Annotated in this window: 24 protein-coding genes and 1 pseudogene; 14 read left to right on the top strand and 11 right to left on the bottom strand. The window is 53.6% G+C overall.

Annotated features, from left to right (window positions below; genetic code table 11):
• Positions 1 to 69: 69 nt before the first annotated feature.
• Both gapA and FHC51_RS14640 read left to right on the top strand, forming a co-directional pair.
• Entirely contained in the window at positions 70 to 1065 is a 996-nt protein-coding gene (gene gapA / locus FHC51_RS14645; RefSeq protein WP_061495017.1) for a glyceraldehyde-3-phosphate dehydrogenase, read from the top strand.
• 74 nt (positions 1066 to 1139) lie between these two features.
• Entirely contained in the window at positions 1140 to 2024 is an 885-nt protein-coding gene (locus tag FHC51_RS14640) for a D-hexose-6-phosphate mutarotase (RefSeq protein ID WP_220435872.1), read from the top strand.
• 46 nt (positions 2025 to 2070) lie between these two features.
• Here the strand turns inward: FHC51_RS14640 and FHC51_RS14635 are convergent, their stop codons facing one another.
• Together FHC51_RS14635 and FHC51_RS14630 are read right to left on the bottom strand one after the other, a co-directional pair.
• Positions 2071 to 2925: an aldo/keto reductase gene (locus FHC51_RS14635; protein WP_220435871.1), complete on the bottom strand. Its 855-nt coding sequence runs from the start codon at positions 2923 to 2925 to the stop codon at positions 2071 to 2073.
• 90 nt (positions 2926 to 3015) lie between these two features.
• Positions 3016 to 3762, bottom strand: a complete 747-nt coding sequence (locus FHC51_RS14630) for a MipA/OmpV family protein (RefSeq protein ID WP_220435870.1) — start codon at positions 3760 to 3762, stop codon at positions 3016 to 3018.
• 434 nt (positions 3763 to 4196) lie between these two features.
• On the opposite strand from FHC51_RS14630, the gene yeaG reads away from it, so the two are divergent.
• Positions 4197 to 6131 (top strand): protein kinase YeaG, encoded by a 1935-nt coding sequence (yeaG, locus tag FHC51_RS14625; RefSeq protein WP_103179251.1) that lies wholly within the window; start codon positions 4197 to 4199, stop codon positions 6129 to 6131.
• Positions 6132 to 6257: 126 nt separating this feature from the next.
• A complete protein-coding gene (locus tag FHC51_RS14620) occupies positions 6258 to 7541 on the top strand; it encodes a YeaH/YhbH family protein (RefSeq protein WP_103823926.1) in 1284 nt (427 codons plus the stop codon).
• Positions 7542 to 7585: 44 nt separating this feature from the next.
• Here the strand turns inward: FHC51_RS14620 and FHC51_RS14615 are convergent, their stop codons facing one another.
• Positions 7586 to 9625, bottom strand: a complete 2040-nt coding sequence (locus tag FHC51_RS14615) for a TonB-dependent copper receptor (RefSeq protein WP_220435869.1) — start codon at positions 9623 to 9625, stop codon at positions 7586 to 7588.
• 395 nt (positions 9626 to 10020) lie between these two features.
• Between FHC51_RS14615 and FHC51_RS14610 the strand changes: the two genes are divergently transcribed.
• A complete protein-coding gene (locus FHC51_RS14610; RefSeq protein WP_103179249.1) occupies positions 10021 to 10467 on the top strand; it encodes a DUF441 domain-containing protein in 447 nt (148 codons plus the stop codon).
• Here FHC51_RS14610 and FHC51_RS14605 read toward each other — a convergent pair.
• Positions 10451 to 11242, bottom strand: coding sequence for a helix-turn-helix transcriptional regulator (locus FHC51_RS14605; RefSeq protein ID WP_103179248.1), 792 nt, complete (start codon positions 11240 to 11242; stop codon positions 10451 to 10453). The two genes, FHC51_RS14610 and FHC51_RS14605, sit on opposite strands and share 17 nt — an antisense overlap.
• A gap of 96 nt (positions 11243 to 11338) precedes the next feature.
• On the opposite strand from FHC51_RS14605, the gene FHC51_RS14600 reads away from it, so the two are divergent.
• Positions 11339 to 12526, top strand: a complete 1188-nt coding sequence (locus tag FHC51_RS14600; protein ID WP_220435868.1) for a CynX/NimT family MFS transporter — start codon at positions 11339 to 11341, stop codon at positions 12524 to 12526.
• Positions 12527 to 12536: 10 nt separating this feature from the next.
• Here FHC51_RS14600 and FHC51_RS14595 read toward each other — a convergent pair whose 3' ends face one another.
• On the bottom strand, positions 12537 to 13247 hold the full coding sequence (locus FHC51_RS14595) for a CTP synthase (RefSeq protein ID WP_103823804.1): 711 nt from the start codon (positions 13245 to 13247) through the stop codon (positions 12537 to 12539).
• Positions 13248 to 13420: 173 nt separating this feature from the next.
• Here FHC51_RS14595 and FHC51_RS14590 point away from each other — a divergent pair, with 173 nt between their 5' ends.
• The gene (locus FHC51_RS14590) at positions 13421 to 13765 is read left to right on the top strand and encodes a DUF488 domain-containing protein (protein ID WP_220435867.1); all 345 of its coding nucleotides are present in this window, start codon (positions 13421 to 13423) and stop codon (positions 13763 to 13765) included.
• Position 13766: 1 nt separating this feature from the next.
• Here the strand turns inward: FHC51_RS14590 and FHC51_RS14585 are convergent, their stop codons facing one another.
• Complete coding sequence (locus tag FHC51_RS14585) at positions 13767 to 14072, bottom strand: hypothetical protein (protein WP_103179244.1); 306 nt, start codon at positions 14070 to 14072, stop codon at positions 13767 to 13769.
• 349 nt (positions 14073 to 14421) lie between these two features.
• Between FHC51_RS14585 and FHC51_RS14580 the strand changes: the two genes are divergently transcribed.
• Genes FHC51_RS14580 through yoaJ form a run of 3 tightly spaced genes read left to right on the top strand, consistent with a single transcriptional unit; the run spans position 14422 to position 15668 of the window.
• Positions 14422 to 15450: a sensor domain-containing diguanylate cyclase gene (locus FHC51_RS14580; RefSeq protein ID WP_220435866.1), complete on the top strand. Its 1029-nt coding sequence runs from the start codon at positions 14422 to 14424 to the stop codon at positions 15448 to 15450.
• Positions 15451 to 15494: 44 nt separating this feature from the next.
• Complete coding sequence (locus FHC51_RS14575; protein WP_103179242.1) at positions 15495 to 15593, top strand: YoaK family small membrane protein; 99 nt, start codon at positions 15495 to 15497, stop codon at positions 15591 to 15593.
• On the top strand, positions 15594 to 15668 hold the full coding sequence (yoaJ, locus tag FHC51_RS23270) for a protein YoaJ (protein WP_073885218.1): 75 nt from the start codon (positions 15594 to 15596) through the stop codon (positions 15666 to 15668).
• Positions 15669 to 15719: 51 nt separating this feature from the next.
• Here yoaJ and FHC51_RS14565 read toward each other — a convergent pair whose 3' ends face one another.
• On the bottom strand, positions 15720 to 15968 hold the full coding sequence (locus FHC51_RS14565; protein ID WP_032617669.1) for a GlsB/YeaQ/YmgE family stress response membrane protein: 249 nt from the start codon (positions 15966 to 15968) through the stop codon (positions 15720 to 15722).
• A 362-nt stretch (positions 15969 to 16330) separates the two neighbouring features.
• Here FHC51_RS14565 and yncL point away from each other — a divergent pair, with 362 nt between their 5' ends.
• Positions 16331 to 16423 carry a stress response membrane protein YncL gene (yncL, locus tag FHC51_RS23265; RefSeq protein WP_071886459.1) on the top strand — a complete coding sequence of 31 codons (93 nt, stop codon included), beginning with the start codon at positions 16331 to 16333 and terminating at the stop codon, positions 16421 to 16423.
• A 35-nt stretch (positions 16424 to 16458) separates the two neighbouring features.
• Here yncL and FHC51_RS14555 read toward each other — a convergent pair whose 3' ends face one another.
• Both FHC51_RS14555 and FHC51_RS14550 read right to left on the bottom strand, forming a co-directional pair.
• Positions 16459 to 16659: a hypothetical protein gene (locus tag FHC51_RS14555; protein ID WP_255585054.1), complete on the bottom strand. Its 201-nt coding sequence runs from the start codon at positions 16657 to 16659 to the stop codon at positions 16459 to 16461.
• A gap of 98 nt (positions 16660 to 16757) precedes the next feature.
• The gene (locus tag FHC51_RS14550) at positions 16758 to 17660 is read right to left on the bottom strand and encodes a LysR family transcriptional regulator (protein ID WP_220435865.1); all 903 of its coding nucleotides are present in this window, start codon (positions 17658 to 17660) and stop codon (positions 16758 to 16760) included.
• Between the two features lie 129 nt (positions 17661 to 17789).
• On the opposite strand from FHC51_RS14550, the gene FHC51_RS14545 reads away from it, so the two are divergent.
• A complete protein-coding gene (locus tag FHC51_RS14545; protein WP_220435864.1) occupies positions 17790 to 18641 on the top strand; it encodes a nitroreductase family protein in 852 nt (283 codons plus the stop codon).
• 98 nt (positions 18642 to 18739) lie between these two features.
• Here the strand turns inward: FHC51_RS14545 and FHC51_RS14540 are convergent.
• Positions 18740 to 18910 (bottom strand): annotated as a pseudogene (locus FHC51_RS14540) (NADP-dependent isocitrate dehydrogenase); the annotation flags it as partial.
• Between the two features lie 148 nt (positions 18911 to 19058).
• Here FHC51_RS14540 and FHC51_RS14535 point away from each other — a divergent pair.
• Positions 19059 to 19400 (top strand): hypothetical protein, encoded by a 342-nt coding sequence (locus tag FHC51_RS14535; RefSeq protein WP_255584868.1) that lies wholly within the window; start codon positions 19059 to 19061, stop codon positions 19398 to 19400.
• A gap of 656 nt (positions 19401 to 20056) precedes the next feature.
• Positions 20057 to 20260, top strand: a complete 204-nt coding sequence (locus FHC51_RS14530; RefSeq protein WP_220435862.1) for a hypothetical protein — start codon at positions 20057 to 20059, stop codon at positions 20258 to 20260.
• Between the two features lie 10 nt (positions 20261 to 20270).
• Here FHC51_RS14530 and FHC51_RS14525 read toward each other — a convergent pair.
• Positions 20271 to 20369, bottom strand: a 99-nt coding sequence (locus FHC51_RS14525) for an IS1 family transposase (protein WP_000641146.1), incomplete at its 5' end; no start/stop codon positions are given.

Here is a 20369-nt window from a genome sequence, read left to right as displayed (position 1 = left end):
GACGCTGCGTAAGGTTTTTGTAATTTTACACGCAACCTTTTATTCACTAACAAATAGCTGGTGGAATATATGACTATCAAAGTAGGTATCAACGGTTTTGGCCGTATCGGCCGTATTGTTTTCCGTGCTGCGCAGGAACGTTCTGACATCGAAATCGTTGGCATCAACGATCTGTTAGACGCTGAGTACATGGCATACATGCTGAAGTACGACTCAACTCACGGTCGTTTCAACGGCACCGTTGAAGTGAAAGACGGCCACCTGGTTGTTAATGGCAAAACCATCCGTGTTACTGCTGAAAAAGACCCAGCTAACCTGAAATGGAACGAAATCGGTGTTGACGTTGTTGCTGAAGCAACCGGTATCTTCCTGACCGACGAAACTGCGCGTAAGCACATCACCGCTGGCGCGAAAAAAGTTGTTCTGACCGGTCCTTCCAAAGACAACACCCCAATGTTCGTTCGTGGTGCTAACTTCGAAACTTACGCTGGCCAGGACATCGTTTCTAACGCATCCTGCACCACCAACTGCCTGGCACCGCTGGCAAAAGTTATCAACGACAACTTCGGCATCATCGAAGGTCTGATGACTACTGTTCACGCAACCACCGCGACTCAGAAAACCGTTGACGGCCCGTCTCACAAAGACTGGCGCGGCGGCCGCGGCGCAGCTCAGAACATCATCCCATCTTCTACCGGCGCAGCTAAAGCTGTAGGTAAAGTTCTGCCAGAACTGAACGGCAAACTGACTGGTATGGCGTTCCGCGTTCCAACTCCAAACGTATCTGTTGTTGACCTGACCGTTCGTCTGGAAAAAGCAGCAAGCTACGAAGAAATCAAGAAAGCAATCAAAGCGGCTTCTGAAGGCCCAATGAAAGGCGTTCTGGGTTACACCGAAGACGACGTTGTTTCTACCGATTTCAACGGCGAAGTGTGCACTTCCGTGTTCGATGCTAAAGCAGGTATCGCACTGAACGACAACTTCGTGAAACTGGTTTCCTGGTACGACAACGAAACCGGCTACTCTAACAAAGTTCTGGACCTGATCGCTCACATCTCCAAATAAGTGAGATGAGAAATTGATCCAAAAAGGCGACCCCTGGTCGCCTTTTTTTTGCTTTAAAGACAGAGGATTGCGTAATGATTAAAACAATTTTTGCACTTCCGGTAGTCGAACAGCTTACCCCTGTGCTTTCCCGCCGTCAGATTGACGATGTTGAAGTGATCGTAGTTGACCATCCGCAGGTTCAGGCTTCTGTTGCCCTGCACGGCGCGCACCTGCTCTCCTGGCAGCCGGAAGGTGAAATGGAAGCGCTGTGGCTAAGCGATATCACTTCCTTTAAAAAAGGGGCCGCTATTCGCGGCGGCGTACCAATCTGCTGGCCGTGGTTTGGCCCGGCGGCGCAGGAGGGTCTGCCGTCGCACGGTTTTGCCCGCAACCTGCCGTGGACGCTGAAAGCCCACAACGAAGATGAGTCCGGCGTGGTGTTAACCTTTGAACTGCAAAGCGATGACGAAACGCGCAAACTCTGGCCGCACGACTTCACTCTCTACGCCCGCTTTAAGCTGGGTAAAACCTGCGAGATCGAACTGGAAGCGCACGGTGAATTTGAAACCACTTCCGCCCTGCACACCTATTTCAACGTCGGCGATATCGCTGCCGTCACGGTGAATGGTCTTGGCGATACCTTTATCGACAAAGTGGATAATGCGAAAGAAGGCCGACTGACCGACGGCGCGCAAACCTTCCCCGATCGCACCGACCGCGTCTATCTGAACCCGGAAGCGTGCAGCGTTATCGAAGATACCTCCCTGAACCGCGCCATCGAAGTTATTCATCACCACCACAGTAACGTGGTTGGCTGGAACCCTGGCCCGGCGCTGTCAGTCAGCATGGGTGATATGCCGGATGACGGTTATAAAACCTTTGTTTGCGTAGAGACCGCCTGCGTTAGCGAACCGCAAAAAGCGACGGAAGAGAAACCGACCCGTCTGGGACAGACCATTCACATTGTGAAGCGTTAATGCCCTGCCCTTGCCCTCTCCATGCTGAGAGGGCATGACGTCCACTTCACACCACGTCTAATGCCGTTTTGTTTTTCGGCGCCGGGAAGGCGGCATCCAGCTTCTGTAACGCCTCTGCTGAGAGGGTAATACCCAGCGCGCCCGCGTTCTCTTCCACATGCATGATTGATGACGCCTTCGGGATCGCCATCACCCCAGGGTGACTGATCACCCACGCCAGCAGCACCTGGGCCGCCGTGGCGTTGTACTCTTTGGCAATCGCATTGACCACCGGGTGATTTATCAGCCCGGCGCGCAGTCGCCCGGCCTGCGCCAGCGGGCAATAGGCCATCACCGGCATTGACTGCTGCTGGCACCAGGGCAACAGATCATATTCGATACCGCGCGAGGCCAGATGGTAGAGTACCTGATTAGTGGCACAGGCCTGCCCGCCCGGCACCTGTCCCAGCTCCTGCATATCCGCATAATCAAGGTTCGAGACGCCCCAGCGGCCAATTTTGCCCTGCTGTTGCAGCGTCTCCATCAGTTCAACAGTCTCTGCCAGAGCGTAATTTCCCCGCCAGTGCAGCAGATAGAGGTCAATATGATCGGTACCCAGACGGCGCAGGCTGGCTTCGCAGGCGGCAATCCCTTTTTTGCCACCGGCATTCCACGGGTAGACTTTGGAGACCAGAAAGACCTTATCGCGCTGGCCTTTAATCGCCTCGCCAACCACCTCTTCCGCCCCGCCCTCGGCATACATCTCGGCGGTATCAATTAAGGTCAGCCCGCGGTCAATGCCTGCCCGCAGGGCATTCACTTCCTGGCGGCGTTGACTCGCCTTTTCACCCATATACCAGGTGCCCTGACCAATGGCCGGAAGCACCCTGTTGTCGCCAAAGTTGACGGTTTTTTCGCTCATAATACGCTCCTGTTTGTCTGCACCACCCTAAAACAAACGGGGCCCAAGGGCCCCGTTATGATGCACAAATTGCGCAGTACAAATGCACAATCAGAAACTGTAAGTCACACCCATCGACATCAGACCGGTCCAGGACTTATCGACCATCGGGCTATCCTTCACCTCGTCACTCAGGCGGTTATAACGGCCCGTAGCGTAGACGTTCCAGTCAGAGGCAAATTTATAGCTGGCGGTCAGCTCCAGGTACGGGCTCCAGCCATCGTCTGCGTCATAGCTGTGCAGGCCGCTGCGGCGTGATTCTTTATGGGACACGCCATAATAGTAGTCGTTGTAGTTGTCGCTGCTGTACTCCAGACCGATGCCCGGGGTGAGCGTCAGCCCGCCGTTGGTGTAACGGTACAACCACGCCAGATCCCAGATATAACCGTTGCTGTTGTCGAGCGTGTCGCCAGCCAGGGCGGTACGCAGGAAACCATATTCGGTGTTATGGACCCAGGAAACGCCCGCCATCATGGTGCTCTTACGTTTGTCGAGCTGGCGAAGCCGATAGTTATCGCTGTCGCCTGGCTTGAAGTGCGTCGGGTCGTAATAAGCCATGATGGAGAGTTTGTCGGTCTGGTCGTTCCACAGATAGTAGCCACCGCCCAGCCCACGGAACCAGAAGTTATCGCCTTCATAGGTGATAACCGGAACCGGGTAGAAATCACGATCGTACTGTTTATAAGGGCTATTGATTACGCCGACACCAGCACCAACTGACCACTGATTCTCCGCGTATGCTGTACTCACTGAGGTGGCAACGATAATCCCCAGTGCCAGAAGTTTGAGTTTGGTCACAATCCATTCTTTCCTGTAGTCAAATAATCAGCGTGTGAAGTGTAACCGTCATCCCCCCCATTGCTCAAAATTTTTTGTCTCCTAATCATTTTGATTAACCGACTATTTTGTTTGCGGCAGATGACGAAACGCTGTCACGCGCATTACCGTTCAGTGAAAGAAGTGTGTTTGACGTTTAAGATTTGGCTATTTTTTTGGATGAGTTATTGATATGTCATTGAAATTAGTTTTTGCATACATGCAAGTTTTGCAAATGCCATCTACGCTTAATTTTAAGAAGCTGAATACCTGATCACCCCGCAGTTTCAGCCGCCCGACCTGGCACACGGGTTGCTGCTCTGGCAGTGAGGTGCAACGGATCCCGCTTCCGGGAGCCTCTACTATTCATATGAACGGCTCTTTTCCTGTGCTAAAAAACGAAAGGACGGCATGCCATGAATATATTCGATCACTATCGCCAGCGTTATGAAGCTGCCAAGGACGAAGAGTTCACACTGCAGGAGTTTCTTACCATCTGCCGGCAAGATCGCAGTGCTTATGCCAATGCGGCGGAACGACTATTGATGGCTATCGGTGAGCCAAATATGGTTGATACCGCCCAGGAGCCACGGCTTTCCCGTCTGTTTTCGAATCGGGTCGTCGCCCGATATCCTGCGTTTGAAGAATTTTACGGCATGGAAGATGCCATCGAGCAGATTGTCTCTTATCTGAAACATGCTGCTCAGGGTCTGGAAGAGAAGAAACAGATTTTGTATCTGTTGGGTCCCGTTGGCGGCGGTAAATCCTCGCTGGCCGAACGGCTGAAATCGTTGATGCAGCGTGTGCCGATTTACGTGCTGAGCGCCAACGGTGAACGCAGCCCGGTTAACGACCATCCGCTGTGCCTGTTTAACCCGCAGGAAGATGCGCAGATACTGGATAAAGAGTATGGTATTCCTCGCCGCTATCTCGGGACGATCATGTCGCCGTGGGCAGCGAAACGTCTGCACGAATTTGGCGGTGATATCACCAAATTCCGCGTGGTGAAAGTATGGCCATCCATTCTGGAGCAGATTGCGATTGCCAAAACTGAACCGGGTGATGAGAACAACCAGGATATCTCTGCGCTGGTGGGTAAAGTGGATATCCGTAAACTGGAAAACCACGCGCAAAACGATCCTGACGCATACGGCTATTCCGGTGCGCTGTGCCGCGCCAACCAAGGGATTATGGAGTTCGTCGAGATGTTTAAAGCGCCGATTAAGGTGCTGCATCCGCTGTTGACGGCAACCCAGGAAGGTAACTACAACGGGACGGAAGGTATTTCCGCCCTGCCGTTTAACGGCATTATCCTGGCGCACTCCAACGAATCTGAATGGGTTCAGTTCAGAAACAATAAAAACAACGAGGCGTTCCTTGACCGTGTTTACATCGTCAAAGTGCCTTACTGCCTGCGTATCTCCGAAGAGATCAAGATTTACGAAAAACTGCTTAACCACAGTGAGCTGGTTCATGCCCCTTGCGCCCCGGGAACCCTGGAGACGCTGTCGCGCTTCTCAATCCTGTCGCGCCTGAAAGAGCCAGAAAACTCCAGCATCTACTCGAAAATGCGTGTTTACGACGGTGAAAGCCTGAAAGATACCGACCCGAAAGCGAAATCCTATCAGGAGTATCGTGACTACGCCGGTGTCGATGAAGGGATGAACGGTCTCTCCACGCGTTTCGCGTTCAAAATCCTCTCCCGTGTGTTCAACTTTGACCACACCGAAGTGGCCGCTAACCCGGTACACCTCTTCTACGTACTGGAGCAGCAGATTGAACGTGAACAGTTCCCACAGGAGCAGGCTGAACGTTATCTGGAGTTCCTGAAAGGCTATCTGATTCCGAAATACGCCGAGTTTATTGGCAAAGAGATCCAGACCGCCTATCTGGAATCTTACTCCGAATACGGGCAGAACATTTTTGACCGCTATGTCACCTATGCCGATTTCTGGATCCAGGATCAGGAGTACCGCGACCCGGATACCGGCCAGCTGTTTGACCGCGAGTCACTGAATGCGGAACTGGAAAAAATCGAGAAGCCTGCCGGGATCAGTAACCCGAAAGACTTCCGTAATGAGATCGTCAACTTCGTGCTGCGCGCCAGAGCGAACTTCAGCGGACGGAATCCAAACTGGACCAGCTACGAAAAACTGCGCACCGTTATTGAGAAGAAAATGTTCTCCAATACCGAAGAGCTGTTGCCGGTCATTTCGTTCAATGCCAAAACCTCAACTGACGAGCAGAAAAAGCACGACGATTTTGTCGACCGCATGATGGAGAAAGGTTACACCCGCAAACAGGTTCGCCTGCTCTGCGAATGGTACCTGCGCGTGCGTAAGTCGTCTTAACAGCCCAAAAAGCCCGGCGGCATGTAGCTTGCCGGGCCTACAACAATGTTCCGTAGGCCGGATAAGCGTCAGCGCTGGCCGGCACTTACGGGCACTGAAAGTTGGCAAATGCAGTACGGGGGGCATATGACCTGGTTTATTGACCGGCGTCTTAACGGCAAAAACAAGAGCACGGTGAATCGCCAGCGCTTCTTGCGTCGTTATAAAGCGCAAATCAAACAGTCGATCTCCGAGGCCATTAACAAGCGTTCGGTGACCGACGTAGACAGCGGGGAGTCCGTCTCTATCCCGACGGATGATATTAGCGAACCGATGTTCCATCAGGGACGCGGTGGTTTGCGCCATCGCGTTCATCCCGGTAATGACCATTTTGTCCAGAATGACCGTATTGAACGTCCACAAGGGGGCGGCGGCGGTGGCGGCAGTGGTCAGGGGCAGGCCAGCCAGGATGGTGAAGGTCAGGACGAGTTTGTGTTTCAGATCTCCAAGGATGAGTATCTGGATCTGCTGTTTGAAGATTTGGCCCTGCCGAATCTGAAGAAGAACCAGCATCGTCAGTTAAACGAATACAAAACCCACCGGGCCGGTTTTACCGCCAACGGCGTGCCGGCAAATATCAGCGTGGTGCGTTCGCTGCAGAACTCACTGGCGCGCCGTACCGCCATGACCGCGGGCAAACGGCGTGAACTGCGCGAGCTGGAAGCAAGCCTGGATATCGTGGCAAAAAGCGAGCCAGCGCAGCTGCTGGAAGAGGAGCGTTTACGCAAAGAGATCGCTGAACTGCGCGCCAAAATCGAGCGCGTGCCGTTTATCGACACCTTTGACCTGCGTTACAAGAACTATGAAAAGCGTCCCGAACCTTCAAGCCAGGCGGTGATGTTCTGCCTGATGGACGTTTCCGGCTCGATGGATCAGGCTACCAAAGATATGGCCAAGCGCTTTTATATTCTGCTCTATCTCTTCCTGAGCCGAACCTATAAGAACGTGGAAGTGGTCTATATTCGCCATCACACCCAGGCCAAGGAGGTGGATGAGCATGAGTTCTTCTACTCACAGGAGACGGGCGGTACTATCGTTTCCAGTGCCCTGAAGCTGATGGATGAAGTGGTGAAAGAGCGTTACGACCCGGCGCAGTGGAACATCTATGCTGCTCAGGCGTCGGACGGTGATAACTGGGCAGACGATTCGCCGCTGTGCCATGAAATTCTGGCGAAAAAACTGCTGCCTGTGGTGCGTTACTACAGCTATATCGAGATCACCCGCCGCGCCCACCAGACGCTTTGGCGTGAGTATGAACATCTGCAAAGCACGTTTGATAACTTCGCGATGCAGCACATTCGCGACCAGGACGATATCTATCCGGTATTCAGAGAGCTTTTCCATAAGCAATCTGCCACCAGCAACAGTTAACGCCACCGCCGGTCATCGACCGGCGGTTTTACGTTAGCTCTCTGTCAGAACGTAACGTTCATTTTTGCCCACACGGTTCGACCCGGTTCGTTTACCGGCGTGTCGGAGGAGTAGCCAAAGCTGCTGTTCCCCGCCAGGTTCAGGTGTTCGCTGTAGTTCTTGTCCAGCAGGTTATCGACGCCGCTGCTCAGCTTCAGGTAGTTATTCACCTTCCATGCTGCGTTGGCGGAGAGAATGGCAAAGCCAGCGCTCTGATCGAAATCTTTCCCGACCACGTTACCTTCGTTCATCGCCACCCGATGCTGCGGGCTCACCATGCGCAGCAGGCCGGTTGAACTCCAGTCGCCCTGCTCCCACGTGAGGCCAAGACGTGCCTCCAGCGGCGGCATTTGCGGCAGCGGCTGGTGATCGTCCGTGTTCTCCCCCCAGGCGTAGTTAAGGGTGGCATCGGTTTTCCACTGATCGCTCAGCTGATACGAGGCGCCCAGCTCCCCGCCCATAATAGTGGCATCCACGTTGTCGGCCTGGCTGACGTGGGAATCGTTTGGATCGTAGCTAAACAGGATAAAGTCGTTGATGCGCCCGACGTAGGCGGAGATCCACCCGGTGGTACGTTCGCCTTTGTACTGGGCGCCGAGGTCAAGCTGGGTGGTTTGCTCTGGTTTGAGATTATCAAAAACATCTGAGGTGCCGTCCGGGCCATAGGTAGGCGAAAACAGCTCCCAGTAATCGGGGAAACGTTCGGTATAACCGAGCCCGGCGTAGACCATTGCCGGTGCCGTGCCCAGATTATGCTCTACGCGCAGGAAGCCCGCCGGAAGGGTACCCTCGCGGCTGTCGCTGCCGATGCCGGTATAGTTATCCACTTCGACCTTATCCAGACGCGCGCCGCCAATCACTTTACTCAGATCGGTCGCATTCCACGTCAGCTCGCCGAACGCGCCATAATCGTGAAAACGTGCATCCTCCTGCCAGCCTTTGTCCTCATCATCTTCATTGCTGCGATGGGTGTTGGTCTGCATATCCAGCCCGCTTTGCAGCTGGAAATCTGACCATAGCCAGGTTCCCAACATCCTGCCGCCGACGGTGCGACGATCGACCTGTTTTTCCATCGGCATCGACATATCCATCGATCCCATCGGCATGCCGTTCATGGAGCTGGAATCCGGGGTGCCGGGGGAGCGCATGGAGTAGTTGTCCATGATGTGGTTGGCGTAGTTGTAATAGGCGCTCATCTCCAGGGAATCGAAAACGTCGCCGATATTCTCTTTCTTAAAGCGCATGCCCAGGCTTTCGCGCTTGAACTGGGATCCGTCCATGCCGCGCCCGGCATAGCTTGCGTCGCCATCCCCCTGGCCGGCGGTGAGTTCCAGTAACGTATCCGCATCCGGGGTCCAACCGATGGCCAGATCGGTGTTCCACTTGTCCCATTTCGAGGCCACGCGGTCGCCGTTACCGTCTTTGTAGTCGCCCGATTTCGATTTATTGCCGTTGAGACGTACATAGCCCGTGTCGTTACCAAAGCTGACATCGGCATTTTCATCAAAGCGGTCATTCGAAGCGGCGAGGAAGCTAGCGTCGCCCTTGATGCCGGCGCTGTCAAAACGGGGCGGTTCACGTTCGAAGCGCACCGTTCCGGCGGAGTTTCCCGGCCCCCAGAGCACGGTTTCCGGCCCTTTGGTGACCGTCAGCAGATCGTAGCTTTCCGGCGAGATGTACGAGCTTGGCGCATCCATTCGCGCCGGACAGGCGCCCAGCATTTCGCTATCGTTGGTCAGCAGGCGCAGACGCGAGCCAAACATGCCGCGAAATACCGGATCGCCATTGCTGCCGCCGTTACGGATCTGGCTAAAGCCGGGGATGGTTTTAAGGTAATCCGAGCCGTCACTGGCTGGCACCGGCTGGCGCGGAGTTTTAGGCGACGTGACCACTTCAAGCGGAGAAAGGACCGGGGCCGTCACGGTGATCACATCCTGATCGTTCACCGGCGCTGTGCTGATAGTGTCCGTGGCAAGCGCTGTGCCGGAAAAGAGGGTCATCAGCGCCAGAGCCAGGGGATGGGGGTTAAACGTTAATTTTTTCATTGCTGTGCCTGAGCGAAGAGTGGCGTGGTGTACCGCTGCCAAACCGAATCCTTTCGTTAACGAAAGTGCTTAACGAGCAGGCACATAAACTGACGTAAATTTTGCAGAAGTGTGTACACCGGAACAACGCTGCTTGAAGAGAATAAGAGCTGTAGAAAAAAGTTGAAAATTGTCATGTTGTTGGTTTTGCTGATACTTAACGTCAGCGGTGATTGTTCGAAAAGTACGCCATTTTCTCGCCTCTGACACGCCTGTTCATTGGCGTTAGTCCGCCCCGCATCTCTACTTCAGGCAATCGCCCAAATCACACTCTTTTTTGCACAAAACCCTTTTTACCGGCGCGCGAGCACGTAAAGTAAGCAGGCTTACTTTTCTATTTTGGCAAGGAATACCACATGTTTGACCCTACCCTGCTCATTCTTCTGGGCCTGGCCGCGCTGGGCTTTATCAGCCATAACACCACGGTCGCAATATCAATTCTGGTGCTGATCATCGTCCGCGTGACGCCGCTTAGCGGTTTTTTCCCGTGGATTGAAAAACAAGGACTAACCGTGGGGATCATCATCCTGACCATCGGGGTGATGGCCCCTATTGCCAGCGGCACTTTACCGGCCTCAACGCTTATCCATGCTTTTATGAACTGGAAATCGTTGATCGCTATTGCCGTGGGGGTATTTGTCTCCTGGCTTGGCGGTCGCGGCGTTACGCTGATGAGCTCCCAGCCCACGCTGGTCGCCGGCCTGCTGGTGGGTACGGTGCTGGGCGTGGCGCTCTTCCGCGGCGTCCCGGTCGGCCCGCTGATCGCCGCCGGGCTGGTGTCGTTGTTTATCGGGAAGTCGTAGCGAGGCTGGCGACATACCGGGCCGGGGTCTGGCCCAGCCCCTTTTTGAACATCGTGATAAACGCCGTGGTGGAGTCATAACCCAGGTTTTGCGCCACCTGCTGCACCGACTGCCCGCTAATGAGCCCTTGCAGGGCGACAATCAGCTGGAGCTGATGCCGCCAGCGGCGAAAGCTGAGCCCGGTTTCGCTGACCACCAGCCGGGCGAGATTGCGCTCACTCATCGCAAAATGGCGCGCCCACTGGTGCAGCGTCTGCCAGGCGGCAGGCGATTCGGCCATGGTGTCACTCATCAGGCGGATTTTGGGGTGCGTGGATACCGGGAGCTGCAACTGCTCCTGCGGCTGTCGGGGCAGCTCATCAAACAACACCTGCACCAGCCGCCGGGTGGCAGGCTCCTGCTCAGCGGGGCTGCGCTCCGCCAGGGTCAGGATCAACTCCCGCACCAGAGGTGAAATTTTCAGGGTGCAGCAGCGGTCCGGCATCGATACCGCGCCGGGTTCAATAAACAAAAAGCAGAGGCGGGCGCTGGGCGTGGCCTTATTGCTGTGCGGCAGCAGGCCGGGGATCCAGACGGCGAACTGCGGGGGCACCATCCACATGGCATTTTCCACCTCGCAGGTAATGGCCCCGTGCAGGGCGAGGATCAGCTGACCTTTGCGGTGCTGGTGGAACGGGATGCGCTGCTCGTCTTCCACCACGCGCACATGAAACGCCACCGCAGGATCGTGCTGGCTGTCGGGATCGTATCCCGCAAGGCCGAGTCCAGGCATCATTTTGTCCGATATTAGCGATAATCTGTCATTTTAGCTTGATTTCAACCACGATGAAAATGCGTATCCTGTAGCCTCATTTCGACGTAAGAGATTCCCATGACCCTTGCCCTTTCTGCTACCGGCAAACAGCGCGCGCTGTTGATTGCCGGGATCCTGATGATTGCCACCTCACTGCGGGTGACCTTTACCGGTGCAGCGCCGCTGCTGGATGCTATTCGTACAGATTATGCCCTGACCACCGCCCAGACCGGGCTGCTTACCACCCTTCCCCTGCTGGCCTTTGCGCTGATTTCGCCGCTGGCGGCTGGCCTCGCCCGGCGCATCGGAATGGAGCGCAGCCTCTTTATCGCCCTGCTGCTGATCATCGCCGGGATTGCCCTGCGTTCGCTTCCCACTTCAGCATTGCTGTTTGGCGGCACCGCCATCATTGGCTGCGGTATTGCGCTGGGCAACGTCCTGCTGCCGGGGCTGATCAAACGCGATTTCCCCGGCCAGGTGGCGAAACTTACCGGGGCGTACTCCCTGACCATGGGAGCTGCCGCCGCGCTGGGCTCGGCGCTGGTGGTGCCGGTTGCCCTGAGCGGCGCGGGGTGGCACGGCGCGCTGTTAATGCTGATGGCATTTCCTCTGCTGGCCCTGCTGCTGTGGCTCCCGCAATGGCGTCAGCGCCCTGCCGGTTCCCTGAGCGGCGCCCGCGCCCTGCACAGCCGGGGCATCTGGCGTTCCGCACTGGCCTGGCAAGTGACGCTGTTTCTGGGGATTAACTCGCTGATTTACTATGTAATTATTGGCTGGCTTCCGGCGATCCTACAGAGTCACGGATACAGCGAAACCGAGGCGGGTTCCCTGCACGGGCTGTTACAGCTGGCGACCGCGGCACCGGGAATTGTCGTGCCGCTGATCCTGCTTCGCCTGAAAGATCAGCGCGGTATCGCCGGACTGGCGGCGATGATGTGTGCGATAAGTGCTGCCGGGCTGTGGTTTATGCCGACGATGGCGGTGATGTGGACGCTGATTTTTGGCTTTGGCTCCGGTGCCACGATGATCCTCGGCCTGACGTTCATTGGCCTGCGCGCCAGTTCGGCCCATCAGGCGGCAGCCCTTTCCGGGATGGCGCAATCGGTCGGCTATCTGCTTGCCGCCTGTGGCCCGCCGCTGATGGGTAAAATCCATGATGCCAACGGCGACTGGCGGATCCCGCTGCTGGCCTGTGCGCTGGTGTCAGTCATCATGGCCGTGTGCGGGATCCTTGCCGGGCGTGACCGGGAGATCACAGCCGGCTAAGCCCTTTTATTCAGTAACTCTGTGCCGCGCGAAGCAGCGCCTGCACCAGCGGCGCAGGGCGCCCTGCAAGGGCTGCGCGCTCGTGCTGGAACAGCGTCGCCACGAAGAATGGATGGGTGACCAGTTCAATGGCGCGGATCTCCCCCTGCGCGTCCCAGCCGGTGACGCGCATATCGCCCTTCTCCAGCTCCTGCGCAAATTCAGGCGAAACGCCATAATTGCAGCGATATTCTTCCTCGATCTCCTCCTGACCATAGGCTTTAGCAATCAGGGTGTTGGCGCGTAGTTCAATGGTATCGGCGACCTCCACCAGCGAGCAGGTCAGTGGGGCAATGACCATTCGCCCTACGGTATCGGTTTCTGCGTGGGCGGCATCCTGCCAGCCCAGAACGTTACGCGCATATTCAATGAGCGCATGCTGGAATCCGCCGCAGGTGCCAAGAAACGGCACGCTGTTCTCACGGGCATACCGCGCCGCAATGAACGCAGCGTCAGCATTTTTATAAGGACTCGCAGGAACCAGCCAGATCGCGTCGTAGCCGACCAGGTCTTCCGGGCTGCTTAATTCGGTGGTGGCCAGCCAGTCGTAGTCGGCGGTAATGTCCAGCACCGCGGCGGCATCATCAATGGCGAGAGGGATCGCCTGGTGAGCCGGCACGTCATGATTGTAGTCGCCGACCAGCGCAATTCGGAGGGTATCTTTTTGGGCAGAGAGTTCCATAGAGTGATCCTTATGCCAGATAAATATCAGATAACATAAGGCGCGTCAGACTACCGATCTTTCGTTGATATCACAACACCTTAAAATAAGTGGGCGAAAGCGGAAAGCCAACCTGTGATAGCGTTACGATCGTGACCACCAGCACCGCATCACCCGGATTAAGGAGCAAGAGAATGATTCAGTGCAAACGACTGTATGACGAAGCAAACCAGAAAGATGGCTACCGTATCCTGGTGGATCGGCTCTGGCCGCGGGGCATGAAAAAGGAGGCGTTAGCGTGCGATGAGTGGTGTAAAACGCTGGCGCCTTCCAATGCACTGCGCAAGGACTTTCACAGTGAGGCGATCGATTTCGCCAGCTTCAGCAAAGTTTATCGTCAGGAGCTGGCGTTGCAGGAGGATGAGGGGCGGCGCATTGCCCGTCTGGCAGACAACCAGACCGTGACGCTGCTCTACGGCGCGAAAGACCGGGAGCAAAATCACGCGCTGGTGTTAGCCGACTGGCTGCGTGAGCTGTAATTCAGTCCAGCATCAGCGCGTCGAGAGTTTCAGGCGCCTCTTCAGGGGTGAGCGGCATCAGGTGTTCCGGGCGAACAAACGCAAAGCCGTGCTGGTTATCCACCGACCAGACATCACCGGTCACTAGCCACAGGGGACGTTCTGCCCCTCGCGGCAGCTCGGTCACCACGCCGTTAACCGGGTTTAAAAAACGCTGCCCCGGCTGACAGAGGCTAAACAGCTCCACAGATTTACCAATATTGCGACGACCTGCTGGCGTGCGGGCGCCGATAACCATCGCCAGGCTGCCCGGATTTAACTGGAACATACTTCCTCGTGCTGGATACTGAGAGTTTAAGAATTATCTTAGCAAAGTTTATCTCAGCCGGTCTGCCCTGTCACCAGGGGGAGCGGTTAATCTTTCTCCATGATTTCTTCATTCTGGCGACATCTTTCCTCGCTATAGTGATGTCGTTCTCGCAAAGACCAGAGAACATCATTCCGTAATCAAGCTGTTATTTTCCCCGGCCCTGCGCCGGGGCTTTTTCCTGCCAGATTTTGCCGTTCCTCGCCTGAATATATGAAATGTTGTTAATTCATGTTTTACTATCCGCCGTCAATCTTTGAGCAAATCAGACAGGTACAGAGATCATCTGTAAGGGGAGTTGAGCAGCGTCATGTCGGATATTATTCTTGCCCGTGTTTCAGAAACGCTCAGCACTGAGCAATCACTTGAGGGCCTGGTGCGTCAGCTGCTCGAAATGCTTGAGATAGTGACTGGCATGGAGTCCACCTATCTTACCAAAATTGATATCAACGCCCGGCTGCAGCATATTCTCTACGCCAGAAACAGCAAACAGATGCAAATCCCGGAAGGGCTCAGCGTTCCCTGGGGGGATACGCTGTGTAAACGGGCGATCGACTCCGACTGTTTCTATAGCGATAACGTACCTGAACGCTTTGCGGACTGCGACGCGGCAAAAGCGCTGGGTATCACCACTTACGTGAGTATCCCGGTCCATCTGACGGATGGTTCGCTCTACGGCACGCTGTGCGCCACCAGCACCCTTAAACAGCCGCTGAGCGAACGCGGCGAGCAGGTTTTACAGCTCTTCGCCGGGCTTATCGCCCAGTACATTGAGAAAGAGTCGCTGCTCCGGCAGTTACGCGAAGCCAACGCCGCTCTGATTGCTTACTCCTATACCGATGCCCTTACTGGCCTGCCGAACCGCCGCGCCATCTTCGAGAACCTCACAACCCTCTTCTCGCTCGCGCGCCATCTGAACCGCAACGCCATTATCGCCTACATCGACCTGGATAATTTTAAGCTCATTAACGATCGCTTTGGTCATGAGGCGGGCGATCGGTTCCTGGTGGAAGTAGGTAAACGGTTGAATGAAGGACGTGACGAGGATGATATCGTCGGCAGGCTGGGTGGCGACGAGTTCCTGGTGGCCTGCCTGAGTAATGATAGCGAAAGCGGTGAGCAGACGTCGCTGACGGTGCTGAAGAGACAACTAAGCGCGCAGATCGCCGGGGAGTACTGGCTGGGGGATGTGCATCTGGTCTACCCGGGTGCCAGCCTGGGGGTGATTGAGGTCGATCCTGCCAGACTGGATGCCGATAGCGCGCTGCGGACAGCCGACGCCGCCATGTACAGCGATAAAAAAGGGAAACGGAAAACGCCCTTTCTCAATATCGATTAACCCCGTACACTCGACGGGTTTTGTATTTCAGGACAGGTGATAGCATGCGGCTTGGTATTCTGTTCCCGATCGTGATTTTTATCACGGCGGTGGTGTTTTTAACGTGGTTTTTTATCGGCGGCTACGCTGCGCCTGGGGGATAAATGAGAAAAACGACGATTATCATGCTGATTGTCGCCATTGTGGCCGTTGCCGGAAGCCAGTTAGGCTGGTGGTAAATCGCGAAAAAAGACCGCCCATTGGCGGTCTTTTTTCTGAAGTGTGTCGGGTTAGCTTCTTACCTTACGGTAAATAAACAGCACCACCAGCGCACCAATTACTGCAACCATAAAGCTGCCGAAGTTAAAGCCATCGACTCTGCCGAATCCGAACAGGGTACTGATCCAGCCACCCACTACGGCACCGATGATGCCCAGAATGACCGTAACGATGAACCCACCGCCATCTTTGCCCGGCATGATCCACTTCGCCAGAATACCTGCAATAAGCCCAAAGATAATCCAGGATATGATTCCCATAACTGCTTTCCTCTCTGTATGGTTTTTGTCGTCAAATCAAGTACACAGAAAGCTTAGCACAGGATTCAGAAATGCAAGTTTGTGATAGCCATCACGTGAAGATTTTAAGATTAAGTCCACAAAGGGCGTCCCACACAAAAGATGGGGTTGCAATCGTTAATGAGAAACATTATCTTTCTCAACACTGAATAGTTGAGCAAATCACTCAGGTATTCAGTACGACATTGCTCACATTGCTTCCAGTATTACTTGCCCACGTTTCGTGGGCTTTTTTTTGCCTGTTATCCTGCGATTTGACGTTCTGGAATTTGCGATTACGCTTATTAGCACAATCCCAGTACAGCCATAATGGTATTGATAACATGAATGTTTCCAGCAGATTCGTGATTTGTATTAACCTTGTTTGTGCCAGTTCCTTGTTGCTTATACTTTCGGACAAATTTAACTGGTTTTAACGTGAGCAGACCCGGCATCCCGCCGGGTTTCATTTTTAATCATCCCCTTCGATTAAAAACCCTGCCCGACGTATCGCCTCCTTGCTGTCGGTGACGCCTGCGGCGTACCCTGCCTCGATATCGCACACCGGGCTGGCGCTGACGTAGGGGAGCTTCACTTCGGTTGCGAGAAGCTGCTTCAGGCGGGCGTTCTCCTGGCGGAGGGTCAGAAGTTCGGCGGCAAGCTCTGCTGGCATAATTGCGGAGAGTTCACCTGCGGCAATGCGACGAAGCGCTGTCTCATCAAGCATTATTCCTCCTGCGTAACCATAAAAAACGGGCACCCATCGGCTTCCTACCAGGCACTATTTCCAGAAAATCTCTCAATCATCCAGTCGATGAATATTCTCAATCGGCCATTTAACGGCTTTGTTGGCGGGTAAATAATTGAGACAGGAAATTGTCTGTGCGTAACGTCTTCAAGAACAGGAACAAGTTCACCCGATGCTATAAAGCGACGGCTTACGGAAGCATGTGTTTGCCCGATGCCCATACCGTGAATAAGCATACTTATCAGCGCGGCACTGTCATTCGCGGCGATATCAAATGCTGCCAACTGTTTTTCGCCTCCCCTGTTCATGAAACGCAGAGGCCAGGCCTCACCGGTTGCAGCACTGAAATAGCCGACGATTTTATGTCCATTTTCAAGGTCCGTCAGTTTTTTGGGCACGCCATACTGTTTCAGGTAGCCGGGGCTTGCACAGGTAATTAAGCGATCTTTATACAGCGTTCGCGCAATCAGAGAAGAATCCGTCAGCTCACCTGCGCGAATGGCGCAGTCTACACCTTCCTCTATGAGATTAACCGGGCGATCGCCCCCCCCAAGCGCCAGCTGTATATGGGGATAGCGTTCACGAAACTCTTCGAGTACCGGCATCAGGACAAAATTCGCCAGCGAGGAGTGAAGATCAATGCGCAGCCTTCCTTTCGCGGCGGCGCCCATATCCCGAATGGCACCTTCGGTTTCATCAAGTTTAGTGACGAGCTTACTGATCCTTCTGTAATACTCGGCACCCTCAGTCGTTAAGGTGACAGTACGTGTCGTGCGCTGTATCAGCTTAGTGCCTATATGTTCCTCTAATGATTTAAGATTCTTACTGACAGTGGAGCGCGGCAAATCCAGGTGTGCTGCGGCCTTTGTGAAAGAGCGCGTCTCTACGATGCGCTGGAATATGCGTATAGCTAACAGATGATCCATGCCTCTATTTTAAAGTATGCCAACTGATTGTGCACACACATGGAAACTGAAGTCGTAAATGGGGGGCTTATCCGTGTGGCAACTCCAGCTATCCTGCGGTCATGAAATTTGTCGAAGGAGAGTAAAACCATGACTGACGTTACTGCAAAACAACAGGCGTTGCTGGAAGCCCGATACGGTGTTGAGCAACCCAAACCAGACAACATTATCTGGACGCCGCTGGTTGAAGCCCTGCTGGGCCATAAATCTGTCAGGACATTTTTGCCTGAACCTCTCCCGGATGGGGCAATTGAGACCATGGTCGCTGCGGCGCAATCAGCCTCAAACTCCTCTGCCCTGAATCAGTGGAGCCTGGTAGCCGTTACGGACCCGGCGCTTAAACAGCGTATTTCAGATACCGTAGCACGTTCAGTGCCCGTGGACCGTATCTCGTGGATTGAGGAAGCACCCGCGCTGCTCCTCTGGGTAGCAGATCTGTCGCGAGGTGCAGGAATAACAAAAGATGCCGGTAAAGAGCCTGTTGTGCTCGACTATCTTGACTCTTTCCTGATGGCATCGATTGATGCTGCGCTTGCCGCCCAGAACGCTGCCGTTGCAGCAGAATCCATTGGCTTAGGAATAGTCTATCTCGGGGTGATGCGTAATATTGCCAAAGAGGTGGCGGAAATCATCAACCTGCCTGAGTACAGCTTTGTCACGTTTGGCATGGCAACCGGGTGGCCCGACAGAGCCAGAACCAGCAGTATTTGCCCGCGACCGGCTCAGCCAATGGTGCTCCATTACAATCACTACCAACAGGATTGCTATCGCTCGTACCTTGAAGGCTATGAAAATGCATATCAGGCATTTCGTCGTCGCCAGAATATGCGCGACAAAACCTGGGCCGGCTCCGTCGTTGATTCCGCGACCAGCATGGATTATCTCGGCGGGCGAATCAATTTACGCGAAACGGTCATGCAGCGCGGTTTCAAATTAACATAACCGGGATTTAGCCTGGGGTCTCTTCAGATCCGCTCATCAAACGCCCATAAAAAACGGGAGCCATCAGGCTCCCGTTTACATACAACCCGGAAACCGGATTACATGTTTTCGATGATCGCGTCACCAAACTCTGAACATTTCAGCAGTTTAGCGCCTTCCATCAGACGTTCGAAATCGTAGGTTACGGTTTTGGCGTTGATCGCGCCTTCCATACCTTTAACGATCAGGTCTGCGGCTTCGAACCACTCCATATGACGCAGCAGTACCTCCACGCAATCAGTGTAAGCCATTGCTTTATAATCGAATGATAAATTAAAATCAGTTCCTAGGACTAATTTGCCCTGCTTTGTAACCCCTTGTTTTTACGAAAATGGCTTCGAGTTTTGATAACCACTTTAGGGCTAAATGGAGGTAAGTTTGAAAACTTCTGTTCTCATTCAGAAACTGATGGACATTGATAAAACTGTGCCATTCGATGCGGATGTAGTAACCGGTGAAGATTGGTGTCCAACCCCGATTTCTCGTGTCTATCACAATCCTCCACACACTTTTGTCGAATTTGAAACGGACGAACAATCCCAGGACGTCCCTGATGAGCTGAGCGTTTACAGTGAATTGGAAATCCGCGCAGACCAAATGATGCAAATCAGAGATTTCGTGCAATCCAATAAGGGACTGCAACCTGAAGAAATTATCTCGGAGTTAAACCTTCAAATTGAGCGCTTGAGGGCAATGGCTGAGACAATTTTGAAGCAATAATTAGCACTATATCCTTGCCGCGTGGCGGAAGGTTCAACTCCCGCCAGCTCCACCAATCATGATTGGACAGTGATAGGACATCACTAGCAATAACAGGAAGTTAGCAGTCTCAGCAGGACACCGACCAGACGGTGAGGGGACAAAAAAGGATACGCAAAGGAGCCGCGGCTCCCGAGTGATAAAAAGCCCGCTGATGCGGGCTTTTTTATTGGCTGACTTTTCTCGTTTATGCAGCTGCTGCGCGGCACTTTTTACACAGGAAGGTTATCTGCGTCCGTGCTGTTGATGAAGAACGTCACCCTTCCCATCACCTCGACTTCTTCCGCCGCGGCCCCCCTCGATCACCTCGCCGTCACCCGTTATTAACGTTTCCCTTAAAATTTTGCATACTGGATACGTATACCAATCATGGCGCATTGAGAATTTTCATTATAATCATTGGTTAATTATACTTGTGCTGATGATCACATGGTCTAGCTAGTGGAGTTGAAATATGAATCACAATAATGCTAAAGATACCTTAAGTAAGGGATTTTTATAAGTTTGCCAATGCATCAAATGTGTTAATTTTTATTGTGCAGTAAAAATACCCATACCAACGTTCTTTCATTAAGAAATTAATAACATTTCACACAATCATCTAGAGGATAATTCTAGTGAAAAATATGATAACAATTTACACAGATAGCTTTTTTGATGTTGATACCGGAGATGCTATTATTCAAGCATCAGTAAACCATGATGCTATCATAAAGGCTGTTTTATATTGGGATAACATCATAATTCCCAATACAACTCAAGTTGGATGTGATATATCACACGCTCCATGGATAAAAGAACTTCGCCAGGAAAAGAGGTAATGACTCCAACTTACTGATAGTGTTTTATGTTCAGATAATGCCCGATGACCTTGTCATGCAGCTCCACCGATTTTGAGAACGACAGTGACTTCCGTCCCAGCCTTGCCAG

Origin of the sequence: Leclercia sp. EC_58 (assembly GCF_019584355.1) — a bacterium.
Taxonomy (GTDB): domain Bacteria; phylum Pseudomonadota; class Gammaproteobacteria; order Enterobacterales; family Enterobacteriaceae; genus Enterobacter.
Note: the sequence above shows the minus strand (reverse complement) of the source record. Positions and strands in the feature narration are given on the sequence as shown.